This is a genomic window from Kitasatospora sp. NPDC094016, assembly GCF_040304045.1.
Lineage (GTDB): Bacteria > Actinomycetota > Actinomycetes > Streptomycetales > Streptomycetaceae > Kitasatospora.
On sequence record NZ_JBEOUK010000029.1, the window covers coordinates 1 to 13733 of the forward strand.

The 13733-nt window shown below is 72.9% G+C and carries 9 protein-coding genes; 3 read left to right on the top strand and 6 right to left on the bottom strand.

Going from position 1 to position 13733, the window contains the following annotated elements; translation table 11 throughout:
* Positions 1 to 192: 192 nt before the first annotated feature.
* The 3 genes from ABT015_RS24480 to ABT015_RS24495 form a co-directional block, all read right to left on the bottom strand.
* Positions 193 to 867: a nucleoside/nucleotide kinase family protein gene (locus ABT015_RS24480; protein ID WP_350882512.1), complete on the bottom strand. Its 675-nt coding sequence runs from the start codon at positions 865 to 867 to the stop codon at positions 193 to 195.
* A gap of 31 nt (positions 868 to 898) precedes the next feature.
* The gene (locus tag ABT015_RS24485) at positions 899 to 1855 is read right to left on the bottom strand and encodes a S66 peptidase family protein (RefSeq protein ID WP_350882514.1); all 957 of its coding nucleotides are present in this window, start codon (positions 1853 to 1855) and stop codon (positions 899 to 901) included.
* 577 nt (positions 1856 to 2432) lie between these two features.
* The gene (locus tag ABT015_RS24495; RefSeq protein WP_350882517.1) at positions 2433 to 4004 is read right to left on the bottom strand and encodes an APC family permease; all 1572 of its coding nucleotides are present in this window, start codon (positions 4002 to 4004) and stop codon (positions 2433 to 2435) included.
* Between the two features lie 322 nt (positions 4005 to 4326).
* On the opposite strand from ABT015_RS24495, the gene ABT015_RS24500 reads away from it, so the two are divergent.
* Positions 4327 to 5442, top strand: coding sequence for an ABC transporter substrate-binding protein (locus tag ABT015_RS24500; protein ID WP_350882519.1), 1116 nt, complete (start codon positions 4327 to 4329; stop codon positions 5440 to 5442).
* Positions 5443 to 5560: 118 nt separating this feature from the next.
* The gene (locus ABT015_RS24505; protein WP_350882522.1) at positions 5561 to 6733 is read left to right on the top strand and encodes a hypothetical protein; all 1173 of its coding nucleotides are present in this window, start codon (positions 5561 to 5563) and stop codon (positions 6731 to 6733) included.
* Between the two features lie 143 nt (positions 6734 to 6876).
* Here ABT015_RS24505 and ABT015_RS24510 read toward each other — a convergent pair whose 3' ends face one another.
* Positions 6877 to 7410 (bottom strand): NUDIX hydrolase, encoded by a 534-nt coding sequence (locus ABT015_RS24510; RefSeq protein WP_350882524.1) that lies wholly within the window; start codon positions 7408 to 7410, stop codon positions 6877 to 6879.
* A gap of 95 nt (positions 7411 to 7505) precedes the next feature.
* Between ABT015_RS24510 and ABT015_RS24515 the strand changes: the two genes are divergently transcribed.
* Positions 7506 to 8471, top strand: a complete 966-nt coding sequence (locus ABT015_RS24515) for an ATP-grasp domain-containing protein (protein ID WP_350882526.1) — start codon at positions 7506 to 7508, stop codon at positions 8469 to 8471.
* A gap of 56 nt (positions 8472 to 8527) precedes the next feature.
* Here ABT015_RS24515 and ABT015_RS24520 read toward each other — a convergent pair whose 3' ends face one another.
* Both ABT015_RS24520 and ABT015_RS24525 read right to left on the bottom strand, forming a co-directional pair.
* Entirely contained in the window at positions 8528 to 12577 is a 4050-nt protein-coding gene (locus ABT015_RS24520) for an ABC transporter ATP-binding protein (protein ID WP_350882528.1), read from the bottom strand.
* Positions 12578 to 12975: 398 nt separating this feature from the next.
* A complete protein-coding gene (locus ABT015_RS24525) occupies positions 12976 to 13617 on the bottom strand; it encodes an SACE_7040 family transcriptional regulator (protein WP_350882530.1) in 642 nt (213 codons plus the stop codon).
* Positions 13618 to 13733: the final 116 nt, after the last annotated feature.

The following is a 13733-nucleotide window of genomic DNA, read 5'->3' on the forward strand; positions in this document are numbered from 1 at the left end:
GACGTTTCAAACTCTAGCCGATCCCCACTCCGAAAAGCGAATCGGCCGCAATCCAATAAAACGAACACGCCGAATAAGAACCAAGCCGCGACAAGGCGCGACCCGGCCCGAACCAGGAAATGGTGTTTCAAAAGGATTGGCCGCCCCGGGACCGTCCGCGCCGATGCGTGTCCGGTGCTCCCTGCCGAGCGACTAGAGAACACTACCCCTGGTCGGTGTCGTGGGCAAGCCGCTGCCGAGGACGGTCCGGGTGCAGAGTGCACGGCCGGCTTTCACGTACTCGCCGTTGGGGTGGTCGTTGCCGGCCACCCAGTGGCGGGCAGTGGCCTCGTCGCGGCCGCCGTCGCGGTGGCGGCGGAGCAGGCGTTCCTCGCGGAGGGCGTCGTCGGTGTCCACGTACCAGAGTTCACGCAGCAGGCGGCGGGCCTCCGGCCACGGGGTGTCGGCGGAGGCGAGGTAGTTGCCCTCGGTGATGACGAGGCGGGTGTGCGGGTGGACGACGTGGCGGGCGGCGACCGGTTCGTCGAGGGTGCGGTCGAAGTCAGGGACGTAGATGTCCTGGAAGCGGTCGGCGGCGATGCGGCGCAGCAGGGCGACGTAGCCGTGGGCGTCGAAGGTGGCGGGAGCGCCCTTGCGGTGGGTCAGGGCGAGGCGGTCCAGTTGGGCGGCGGACAGGTGGAAGCCGTCGAGCGGGACGTACGCGGCGCTGCCGGGGCCTTCGGTGCGTTCGATCTCGGCGACCAGGCGCCGGGCCAGGGTGGACTTGCCGGCGGCGGGCGGGCCGGCAAGTCCGAGGATCGTACGGGCGTTGCTGCCCGGGCCCCGAAGGAAGCCGAGGGCGAGGGCGGTGAGGCGGTCCTCGTTCATGGCCGCACCCTACTCACCGTCGGCACGGGCCTCACCGCTCGGCGAGGGCGGGTACCTCCAGGGTGAGGGTGCCGGCGTCGGCGTCGAGGAGGGCGGGGACGCCGAGCGGGACGGTCAGGGTGGAGGGGCAGTGGCCGAAGCCGAGTTCCCAGATGACGGGTATGCCGAGCGGGCCGAGGCGGTCGAGCATGACGTCCCGGACGCGGTCGAGCCGTCCGCAGCCGTCCCAGGAGCCGAGCGCGATGCCGGCGACCCCGTCGAACGCGCCGGAGCGCAGGAACTGGGTGAGGAGCCGATCGAGCTGGTACGGGTGCTCGTGGACGTCCTCCAGGATCAGGATGGCGCCGGCGTAGGAGGGCCGGGCGGCGGGCGTGCCGCGCTCGGCCGCGAGGACGTGGAGGCAGCCGCCCGCGGTGACGCCCCGGGCGCGGCCGGGGACGAGGGCGGTGGCGGTCGGTGAGGTGAGCACGGTGGTGGCCGTGGGCTCGAAGAGGGTGCGGCGCAGGTGCTCGGCGGTCGGTCCGTCGGTGATGAAGGAGCCGGCCGCGCTCATCGGCCCGTAGAGGGTGGCAATGCCGAGCCGCTGGGCGAAGGCCTCCTGGAGGGAGGAGACGTCGCTGAAGCCGATGAACGGCTTGGGCGGGACGGCGCGCATGGCGTCCCAGTCGAGCAGGTCGACCATGCGGTGGACGCCGTAGCCGCCACGGGCGCACATGACGGCGTCGACGGTGGGGTCGAGCCAGGCGGACTTGAGGTCGGCGGCGCGGTCGGCGTCGGTGCCGGCGAGGTAGCCGAGGGTGGGGTGGGCGTCGAGGACGTGCGGGGCGACGGTGACCCGCAGGCCCCAGGAGCGGAGGATCGCGCAGCCGTCGGTGAGTCGCTGGGAGTCGATCGGGCCGCTGGGGGCGACGACGGCGATGTGGTCACCGGGGCGCAGGTGCGGCGGGCGGGTCAGACCCTGGCCGGGTGTGGTCGGGTGCTGGTCCATGGGCCGGGACGCCTTTCGGGGGAGGCCGGGTACGGGCGGCCTCGGCGTGGTCGAGGCCGCCCGGTGACGATATGCCCCCGTGTCGACGGGCCGATGTCCGCGAGCCGACGTCTTCGGGCCGGAGGTGCCCCGAAGGTGCGCGGGAGGCACGGGGCGGTCCTTCAGATCGCCCCCCTCACCTTCCTGACCTCGTCGAGGGTGGCGTCGGCGACGGCGTTGGCACGTTCGGCCCCGTCGCGCAGGACCTGGCGCAGGTGGCCTCGGTCGGCGGCGAGTCAGGACGAGGCCGGAGACCTCGGGCCGGTTGGCCGGGTCGTAGTCGATCCGGCGGTCGGCGTCGGTCCTGGCGCCGCGGATGATCCGGGCGGTCTCGTCCTCCGGGAAACGCGAAAGGGCCGTCCGTTCCGGACGGCCCTGGTCGAGCGGGTGGGGTGGCCGTCCCTCAGGACGGCCACCAGCACTGGCCCGCGTAGAGCTTCATGCGGTCGAGGATGGCGTCGGTGCCCGGCGGCGTGGCCGGTTTTCGGCGCCCCCGGTCCTCCCGGTCCTCCCGGTCCTCCTGCTTCTCCCGCTCCTCTCAGTCCTCGACGACCAGCGCGGGGGTGTCCTTGCGCAGCGTCTCGCCGCGGAAGAACTCCGGCCGGGCCAGCCCGTAGCAGGTCATCAGGACGGCGCCGAGCAGCAGGATGCCGACGCCGATGACGAACACCGAGCCGATGCCGAAGACGGCGCTGCTGCCGTAGTCCGGGTTCCAGGCGTCGGTGAGGGTCTGCAGGAAGACCCCGCTCAGCAGCACGCCGCCGAGCAGCGGGGCGATGCCCTTGAGGAACAGGTCGCGGGGGCCGGTGCGCAGCGAGCGGCGGAAATACCAGACGCAGGCGAACGCGGTCAGCGCGTAGTAGAAGCAGATCATCAGGCCGAGCGCCAGGATGGTGTCCTGGACGACGTTCTCGCTGATCAGGCTCATGCCGACGTAGAAGACGGCGGTGGCGATACCGGCCGCGACGGTGGCGTACCCGGGGGTGCGGAACCGCGGGTGGACGGCGCCGAAGCGCGGCGGCACGGCACGGTAGGCGCTCATCGCGAGGAGGGTGCGGGCCACCGGGATGAAGGTGGTCTGGAGGCTGGCGGCGGCGCTGGCGACGACGGCCAGGAAGAGCAGGACGCTCCACGGCGAGCCGAGGACCGGGCGGGCGAGCGCGGCGAAGACGTTGTCGGAGGTCTCCGGGTTGCTGAGGCCGGAGCCGGTGGAGCCGACGCCCGCGAACATCTGGGCGGAGATCGCGACCAGCAGGTACGAGCCGACCAGGGTGACCATGGAGACCATCGCGGCGCGGCCGGGGGTCTTGGCGCTGCCGAGGGTCTCCTCGTTCATGGTGAGACAGGTGTCCCAGCCCCAGTACATGAAGATCGACAGCGACAGGCCGGCGGTGAAGGCGCTGAAGGAGCTGACCTGGAGCGGGTTGAGCCAGGAGAACGAGAAGCCGATCGAGTCGGGCAGGTCGCCGGCGGCGGCCTTGCCGATGGCGATGGCCGAGAAGAGCACCAGCACGGCGAGTTGGAGGCCGACCAGGCTGTACTGGAACCACTTGGTGGCGGTCATCCCCCGGTAGCTCATCGCGGTGGCGCCGGCGATCAGCAGGACGACGGTGAGCAGGTGGACGGCCTGGTTCTGGTCGAGTTCGGCGACCCAGCTCCTGCCGGTCATCTCGCCGAGCATCAGGTAGAGGAAGTCGGTCGCGACTCCGGCCAGGTTGGAGAGCACGATGATGGTCGCGACGGTCAGGCCCCAGCCGGCCATCCAGCCGACCCGGGGGCCGAAGGCCTTGACCGTCCAGGTGAAGGACGTACCGCAGTCCGGGAAGTCCTTGTTCAGCTCCTTGTAGGCGAACGCGACGAGCAGCATCGGCAGGAAGCCGGCCAGGAACACGGCGGGCATCTGGACGCCGACCGCGGTGACGGTCGGCCCGAGTGTCGCGGTCAGGCAGTAGACCGGGGCGACCGTGGAGACGCCCAGAACCACACTGCCCAACAGGCCCACCGAGTTGCCCCGTAGCCCCTTGTCCCCCGCTCCCCCAGCTGTCCCCTGGTCGGGGACTCCACCACTGATGCCACTGACCGGGGCACCCTGCGGAGCGTCGGGCGCCATTGCCCGGCCGCTGCTTCCGTGCTCTGAGAGCTGCTGATCAAACACCAGCGCACCCTAGGCGCGAGCATGGAAGGTTGAGTAGACCAACCCTTGGTGATCTAAACCACTTGCTTCGATTCGTTCTCGACGAAGCCCATCAAGGTGCAGCATTAACGGCACGTTAAGCGGTGTACCTTGGTTTCAAAGGATCAGGGTCAAGAGAATTTCTCCCCTATGTCAAGGTTTGAGATGGTTCGCCCTCGGCCCGGACGGGCCGCTACGCCCCCCCTCGGGCGCTTCGGATAGGTTTGCCTCACCTAACCTCGATTCGAAGGAGCGTCGCGTGTCCCCCCACCCCGACGGCCTGGTCCTCGCCCCCCGCACCCCCTCCCGCCGCAGGTTCCTCTCCGCCGGGATCGCCGGCGGGGCGGTCCTCGGCCTCGGCGGACTGCTCACCGCCTGCGGCAGCTCCGGCGGCTCGGGCGGCAACGGCGGCTCCGGCGGCGCGACCCCCGGCACCGGCGGCGCATCGCCCGACCAGAAGTCGGTCAAGCAGGGCGGCGACGACTACGCCACCGTGATCGAGAAGATGAAGGGCTTCGGCACCGACGCCGCCCCCGGCGTCTACCCGCGCACCGTCAAGCACGCCATGGGCGAGACCGTCATCCCCGCCAAGCCCACCCGGGTCGTGGTGCTGGACACCGGCGAACTCGACAACGTCGTCGCACTCGGCATCCAGCCGGTCGGCATCGTCTACACCGACGGCTCCAAGTCCCTGCCGTCCTACCTCAAGGACAAGGCCGGCAACCCGGCCAACGTCGGCACCATCAACAGCCTCAATCTGGAGGCCATCGCCGCACTCAAGCCCGACCTGATCCTCGGCAGCCAGCTGCGCGCCCAGGACCAGTACGCACAGCTGTCCAAGATCGCGCCGACCGTCTTCTCGCTGCGCCCCGGCTACCCCTGGAAGCAGAACTTCCAGCTCAACGCCAGCCCGTTCGGCCTGGAGGCCGAGGCCAAGACCCAGCTCGACGCGTACCAGGCGGCCGCCACCGCGATCGGCACCAAGCTCGGCGACAAGCGGCCCACCATCACGCCGCTGCGCTTCATGCCCGGCCGGACCCGGCTGTACGCCGAGCTGTCCTTCATCGGCACCATCCTCACCGACATCCCACTGCCGCAGCCCAAGATCGAACAGGTCAAGGAGCTTGCGGTGGAGGTCAGCCCGGAGCAGATCGACAAGGCCGACGCCGACTGGATCTTCTACGGCGTGTACGGCAGCCCCAGCTCCACCAACCAGGACGCGGTGCTCGGCGGCGCGCTCTGGAAGACCCTCGGCGCGGTCAAGTCCGGTCAGGCCCGGCCGGTTTCGGACGAGACCTGGTTCCTCGGGCTCGGTGTCATGGCCGCCAACGCGGTACTCGCCGACCTCAAGGGCTTCGTCGCGCCCGGCACCTGAGTCGACACGGGGCGTAGCGGCGGGCAGTGGTCTCGCGCACACCCCCGGAACTGACTCTTGGAGCTGGTCGCGCGGTGCGGGAGGATCATCCGGACCGTCCGCCGAAGGGCCCGTGCCGATGACCTCGCTCCACCCCGCCGCAACCGACCCGCCCCTGCCCGGCCCGCCCGGGGGCAGCGGCGAGTCCGCGCCCCCGCACGCCGCGCGCTGCTCCATCGCGACGGCCGCCGAGACCGGCCCGGCCGGCGCTCCGGGCTCCGCCCCGGCCGGCACGGTCGGCGGGCCGCGCCAGGCCGGCGGCTCACGCCACGACTCGGTGCCGCAGCCGCGCGGACGGGAGGACGGCGCGGGGGACGGCGGACTCGCGACGGCGGCGGGCGAGGCGGCTGCGGACGATCCGACCACCTCGCGGCTGCGGGCGGCGCTCGCCGACCGGCTGCGGGCCGCCCGCGCCCAGGGCCGCTCGGTCGCCGACCTGGCGGCCGCGTGCCGGCGACCGGCGACGGAGGTTCGGGCGCTGCTCGGCGAGAGCGCCGAGGACGGCGGGGCTGGCGGGGACGGCGAGGACGGCGAGGACGGCAAAGGCGGAGACGGCGGGGTCCGTGAAGACGTTCCGGGCGGCGAAGCCGAGGCCATGGGCGGGCGGACCGGGGGCGGCCGGTTCGGTCGGCCGGCTGTCGCGCCCGAGGGTGACCCGGCCGTGCCCGTGCTGCGCGCGGCGCGCGAGGAACTCCGGACCGCCGTCTCCCGCCGCCCCGCGCCCTCGCGCCGACTGCGCCGGATGCACCCTCAGGCCGACGCGACCGGGCAGGGGGCAGCCGCACGGGAGACGGCCGCGACCTCCGCCACTCTCCAGGCCGAGGTCCGGACGGCAGCCGCACCCGGTTCGGGTGAACCCATCGGAGACGCCTTGGCGGTGACCGCTTCATCGGCCGCCGTCCCCGAGGCGGCGCGGGCCGAGACGCCGCTCGGCATCCTGATCGGCGGCAGCCCGAACCAGCCCGAGGCCGTCGGCCGCCCGGAGGAACGGGCGCCGGTCCGGGTGACGGCGGAACCGGTCCGCATCGGCCGCGGCACCAGCCTGGTCGTGCTGCCCTCCTGGCGCCCCGCCATCGCCGTCTCGGTGCCGACCGAGCACCTGCTGACCGCCACCGGGCTCGCCTTCGAGCAGTTGGCCGACGCGCAGCTGACCGTGCTGATGAACCCCTGCGCGCTGCACGACCGGGAATTGGACCTGCACGCCTGGGAATCCGGCCCGGGCGGACGGGCACGACGCGGCGGGCGCCCGTAGGGGCGTGCGCTCGTAGGGGCGTGCGCTCGTAGGGGCGCCTGGTCGCAGCAGCGCGCGTGCAGGTCCCGTCGGCAGCGGTCAGGGGACGGCGGCCGGGAGATCGCGGTCGGCCATGTGTCGGGGAGCGGTCAGCGGGCAGCCGGTCAGCGGACGACCGGGGCGTTCGGGATGAAGCCGAGGTCGACGGGTACCGGGGAGCGCCCGTCGACGGCCCAGCCCTCGCGGACAGCGTCCAGCAGCTCCGGCAGCCGGGGCGGCCAGAGCGCGTCGGCGTTCTCGTCGGCCAGGTCGGCCGGGGTCCACCAGCGCCAGTCGAGGATCCGGTCCTCGGCGTGCACCGCGCTGACGTCACCGACCGGGCCGCGGTGCGGTCCGCCCGTGAGGTAGATGTGCTCGTGCTGGCGAACCGGAGTGCCGTGCCAGGTGAAGTCGTGTTCCCACGTGCAGAGCAGCGGGCCCGGTTCGAGGTCGCTCCAGCCCGTCTCCTCCCAGAGTTCGCGCCGGGCACCGGTCCACGGGGTCTCGCCGGGCTCCAGCCCGCCGCCCGGCATGGTCCAGTGGACGCCGACCTCGTCGTTGTCCGAACGGAGCAGGAAGACCGAGCCGTCCTCGTCCAGGACCACCGTGCGAGCCGCCTGCCGGGGGACACGTCTACGGAGTCTCAGCAGATTTCGCATCGAATCACTCTCCCAGCACCCGGCCGGGCCGTCGAGCGGGTTTGACGCGCCGAAAGCCGCCGACGCCGCCCCGCCCGGGCCTTACCCTGACGGCCATGCCCGTACCCGCGATCCTCTTCCCCGCCGACCCGCTCAACCCGCTCCGGCCCGACCCGCACTTCGCCTGGGAGGCCAGGCTGCTGCGGGAGTTGGGCGGCGAGCACCACCTGGTCGACCACGACGCGCTGCTCGCCGGGCACGCCGAGCAGGCGGTCCGGCGGGTGCCGCGGGACCGGGGTCCGCTCTGGTACCGGGGCTGGATGCTTCCGTCCGCCCGCTACGCCGGCTTCGCCACCGCGCTCGCCGCGCGCGGCTGCGCCTTGCTGACCAGCCCGGCCGGCTATGCGACGGCGCACGAACTGCCCGGCTGGTACAGCGTGTTCGAGGGGGCGACTCCGCCCAGCACGTGGATCCCCACCGCCGCTGCCGCGGTGCCCGGGCCGGAAGAGCTGGCGGCCGCCGCGGCCCGGCTCGGCGGGAGCGGGCCGGCGATCGTCAAGGACTACGTGAAGTCGCGCAAGCACGAGTGGCACGAGGCCTGCTACATCCCCGAGTTGGCCGACCTGGCGAGCATCGGACGGGTGGTGGCGCGGTTCGTCGAGCTCCAGGGCGAGTTCCTGACCGGCGGGGTGGTGCTGCGGCGGTACGAGGAGTTCGAGCGACTGGCCGACGGGCCGGGCGGCAGCTCGGGTGACCACTCGGGTGACGACTCGGGCGGAGGGCCGGATGACAGTTCGGGCCGTGGGAGCGGGCGGGCCGTGGAGGCGCGGGTGTGGTGGCTGGACGGCGAACCCGTCCTGGTCGGGCCGCACCCCGACGCACCGCACCACGATGTCGAACCCGACCTCACCGGCGTCCGCCCCCTGGTCCGGATGCTCGGCTGCCGATTCGTCACCACCGACCTCGCCAGCCGGGCCGACGGCTCCGGCTGGCGCGTGGTCGAGGTCGGGGACGGACAGGTCAGCGACCTGCCGCACGGGATCGACGCCACCGGCCTGCTGGCCTCGCTGATCGCCGCCTGACGATCAGCCTGCCGGGCCGCCGGCGACGGTCCGGCAGACTGATCGCGGGCAGTCGGCTACCTCGCGGCGACGGCCCCGACCGCCGGGTGGCCGTCCGCGATGAACGCCTGCCAGAGCCGGGCGTACGTACCGCCCCGGGCGAGCAGCTCGGTGTGCGTGCCGTCCTCGACCACCCGGCCGTGGTCCAGCACCACGACCCGGTCGGCGCGCTCGGCGGTGGTCAGCCGGTGGGCGATGACCAGCGTGGTGCGGCCGCCGCTGAGCCGGTCCGCGGCATGGTTGACCGCCGCCTCGGTGGCCAGGTCGAGCGCCGCGGTCGCCTCGTCGAGCAGCAGGATGTCCGGATCGACCAGCTCGGCTCGGGCCAGCGCGATCAACTGCCGCTGGCCGGCCGAGAGGTTGCGGCCGCGACCCGCGACCTCGTGGTCGTAGCCGCCGGACAAGCGGACGATCATGTCGTGCGCGCCGACCGCCCGGGCCGCCGCCTCCACGTCGGCCGGCGAGGCGTCGGGCCGGCCGTAGGCGATCGCCTCGCGCACCGTGCCCGCGAACAGGTAGGCCTCCTGCGGCACCACGCCCAGCCGGTGGCGGTACTGCGCCAGGTCGAAGCGGGTGAGGTCGACCCCGTCCACCCGCACGGTGCCCTCCGTCGCGTCGTAGAACCGGGCGACCAGCTTCACCAGCGTCGACTTGCCGGCACCGGTCTCACCCACCAGCGCCACCGTCTGCCCGGCCGGGATGTGCAGGTCCACGCCGGTCAGCACGTTCGGGGCGCCGTCCGCGCCGCCGTTGTAGGCGAAGCCGACACCCTCGAAGGAGATCTCGCCGCGCAGCCCCTCGGGCACCGGCACGGGGTCGGCCGCCTCGGCCGTGGCGGTCGGGGTGCGCAGCAGCTCCCGGATCCGGCCGAGGCCCACCGAGGCCTGCTGGTAGCCGTCGAACACCTGGGACAGCTGGTTGACCGGTGCGAAGAACAGATCGATGTACAGCAGGTACGCGACCAGCGCGCCGACCGTCAGCGTCCCGGCGTCGACCCGGGCCGCGCCCACGATCAGCACCAGCGCGGCGGCCACGCTGGAGAGGAACTGGACGAACGGGAAGTACAGCGAGATGTACAGCTGCGCGCGCACCCGGGCCTCGCGGTAGGCGACGCCCCGGGCGACGAAGCGGTCCGTGTTGGTGTCCAGGCGGCGGAAGGCCTGGACGATCCGCATGCCCGCCACGTTCTCCTGGAGGTCGGCGTTGACGGTGCTGATGAGATCCCGGGACAGCTCGTACTGGTCCCTGGACTTCCGGCGGAACACCAGCGTCGCGATCACCAGCAGGGGCAGCACCGCGAAGACCACCAGGGCCAGACCGGCGTCGATGATCAGTAGCGCGGCGAAGATCCCGCCGAAGGTCAGCAGGCTGACCACGGCGGTGACCACGCCGGTCTGCAGGAAGGACGTCAGCGAGTCCAGGTCGGTGGTCATCCGGGTCATGATCCGGCCGGACAGCTCGCGCTCGTAGTAGTCCAGGCCGAGCCGGTTGAGGTGGGCGAAGATCTTGAGGCGCAGCATGTAGAGCACCCGCTCACCGGTACGGCCGCTGACCCGGTTCTCGGCGCTCTGCACCAACCAGTCCAGCAGCACCACCACCAGCGCGGCGAGCGCGGCCACGGCCACCCCGGACATCAGGGCCTTGCTGACGCCCTGGTCGATGCCGTGCCGGATCAGCACCGGCAGCACCAGGCCGGAGGCCGCGTCGAGCGCCACGAGCAACAGGGCCAGGGCGAGCGGGACACGGAAGGGGCGCAGCAGGCGGCGGAGGGTGAAGTCCGGGTCACCGGCCTCGGCCTCGGCGCGCGGGACCGCCGGGGAGTCGGCGGCCGGCGGGAGGGCCGCGACCTTGGCCAGCAGGTCGGGGTCGGCGGTGCGGGCCGCCTTGACCAGGGCGGGGGTGGGGAGGTCGGGGGTGGCCGGGGCAGGAGCCTGCGTGGGGGTCGGTTCGTGGACCGGCTCGGAGGTGGACCGCGCCTCGGTCTGCTCAGCGGCCTGCTGCGCGGGGGCCTGCTGCCCAGCGGGCCGCTCGGGGGTCTGCGGCGAAGTCTGTTCGACGGTCTGCGGGGCCTCGGACGACCGCGACGTGCGGCCGGCCTCGGGGTCGGTGATCAGAGCCCGGTACTGGGGACATCGGGCGTCGAGTTCCTCGTGCGTGCCGATGTCCAGCAGCCGGCCGTGATCAAGGACGGCTATCCGGTCGGCGAGCTGCAGGGTCGAGCGGCGGTGGGCGATCAGCAGCGTGGTGCGGCCGGTCATCACCGAACGCAGCGCGTCGTGGATCTCCGCCTCGACCTGCGGGTCCACCGCCGAGGTGGCATCGTCCAGCAGCAGGATCCGGGGGTCGGTGAGGATCGCCCGGGCCAGCGCGATCCGCTGGCGCTGGCCGCCGGAGAGAGTCAGGCCCTGCTCGCCGACCCTGGTCTCGTAGCCGTCCGGCAGCGCGCGGACGAACTCGTCGGCCTGGGCGGCCCGCGCGGCCGCCACCACCTGCTCGTCCGTGGCGTCCGGACGGCCGTAGGCGATGTTGGTGCGGACCGACTCGGAGAACAGGAAGCTCTCCTCGGGGACGATGCCGACCGCCGACCGGACCGAGTCCAGGGTGAGGTCGCGCAGGTCGTGGCCGTAGAGGCGGACGGCGCCGGCCGCCGGGTCGTAGAAGCGCGGCACCAGCTGCGCCACCGTCGACTTGCCGGAGCCGGAAGCCCCGACCAGGGCGAGGGTCTCGCCGGGGGCCAGCTTCAGGCTGAGGCCGTGCAGGACGGGGGCGGGGTGCTCGGGGTCGTAGCGGAACTCGACCTGGTCGAACTCCAGGGCGACGTCGGAGGTTCGGGGGCCTGTGGTGGCGCGGGTGTCCGCGGTGGCGCGAGGGCCTGCGGTGGCGCGAGGGCCTGCGGTGGCGCGAGGGCCTGCGGTGCCGCCTTCGCGGACGCCGGTGGTGACGCCTTCGGGAGTGCCGTCCCCGGTGAGGTCCAGGGTGAGCGCGTCCGGGCGCTCCTGGACCAGCGGGCGCTCGTCGATCAGCTGGAGGACGCGCTCCACACCGGCCCGGGCCTGCTGGCCGACCGTGATGACCATGGTGAGCATCCGCACCGGTCCGGTCATCTGCGCGACGTAGGTGGAGAAGGCGACGAAGGTCCCGAGCGACACCTGGCCGTCGACGGCCAGCCAGCCGCCGAAGGCCAGCACCGCGACCTGCGCGAGCGCCGGGATGGCCTGCATCGCCGGGTTGTAGCGGGCGTTGAGTCGGATCGACCGGAGCCGGGCGGCGAACAGGTTGCGGGAGGCCCGCTCCAGCTTGTCCAGCTCCTGCGCCTCCTGGCCGAAGCCCTTGACCACCCGGACGCCGCCGATCGCGCCGTCCACCACGCCCGCGACGGCGGCCGCCTCCTGCTGGGCGGCCCAGGTGGCGGGGAAGAGGCGCTTGCGGCTGAGGACGGTGATCCACCACAGCGCGGGGGCCATCACCACGGCTATCAGGGTGAGCGGCGGGGAGAGCCAGACCATCACGGCCAGCGACATGACGAACATCAGCAGGTAGCCGGTCATCATCGGCAGCATCGAGAGCAGGCCGTTGATCAGCTGGAGGTCGGAGGTCGCGCGCCCAACCACCTGGCCGGTGTCCAGCCGGTCCTGGCGGTGGCCGTCGAGCTGGCCGAGCGAGCGGAACAGGTCGCTGCGCATGTCGTGCTGGACGTCGAGGGCGAGCTGGCCGCCGTAGTAGCGGCGGACCTGGGTGCACCCGAAGACTACGGCGGCGGCGAGCAGCAGCACCACCGCCCAGGGGACCAGCGAGCGGGTGTGCGCGGTGATGACGTCGTCGATGATCAGCTTGGTGACCAGCGGCACCAGCGAGGTGACGGCCATGCCGACGAGCGAGGCGCCGAAGGCGAGCAGCACGCTGCGGCGGGAACGCCAGCAGTAGCCGACCAGGCGGCGCAGCCAGCCGACGGCCTGCGGGTGGTCGCCGTCCGGCTGCAAGTGGTCGCCGTCCGGCTGCGGGCTCGCGTCGGGGTCCGGTGAGCCGCTCGGGGATTGCTCCACCGTGGATCCGTGAGTCTCAGGCATATTTAGGGATGCTAACCATTTCGTCGGGTGGCCGCCATGGCGTTTCCGGCCCGGATAGGGCCGGAGCGGGCCGGAGCAGCCCGGATCATCCGGTCCGGCGGACTGGCCAACAGCCTGCGGCCTGCGGTGATTCCCGGCCGAACGCGTCCGGGTCGAACGCGCGCACGGCCCGCCGACCCCGCCCGCCTCCAGGGTCGCCTGACTCCAGGGTCGCGGACGACCCGCCGAAGGCCCAGCGGCCAGGGGCGGGCGGGCGCCGTCCTTTGGTCCTAGACCTCCGGTGGCCCTAAACGGCCCTAGACCTCCGACCTCGGAGCCGGACCTCCGACCTCGGAACCGGACCGGACCGCCGGCCCTCGGGCCCGGACTGCCGGGCAGGCCCTCCGGGGGCGCGGGGCTCAGGCCCGCGCGGCCACCGACTCGGCCGCCGCCGCGAAGGCGCCGTGGGCGAGGGCCTGCAGCAGGACGGCCATGCCGTCGCGCTGGAGGCCGGAGCGCTCGTCCTGGGCGGGGCCCGATCCGAGGCTGTGCGGGGTCGAGTTGATCAGGCCGAAGACGGCGTGGACGGCGGCCCTGGCCACCGGCTCGGCGGCGGGGCCCGTCAACTGCGGATAGACCTGCCGGACCACGTCCACCCACAGCTCGACGTAGCCGCGCTGGAGCCGGCGGACGGTGCGGCGGTCCTCCTCCTTGAGGTTCAGCAGCTCGCGGTCGTGGAGGGTGATCAGGTCGCGGTCGTCGAGGGCGAAGTCGACGTGGCCACCGATCAGCGCGTCCAGCGCGGCGGCCGGACCGTCACCGCCCCCCGCCCGGCGCCGCCCCTCCTCCAGCAGGCGCTCGCTGATGCCGATCAGCAGATCGGCGAGCATCGCGTCCTTTCCGGCGAAGTGGCGGTAGAGCCCGGGGCCGCTGATGCCGACGGCCTTGCCGATCTCGTCCACACCCACCCCGAGGAAACCCCGGGCCGCGAAGAGTCGCGCGGCCTCCCGACGGATCTGGTCGCGGCGTGGGAGCGCGGAGGCTGCGGGGACGTTCGGCATGCTGCCCATCGTAGACAGTGGGGTTATCGGCCGTTAACCTGGATGCGTAAGTTAACGTTAATTAACGTGGGGTCCACGGGCGCACCGCATTCGGCCGCCCACCTGGTGCCGAGGGC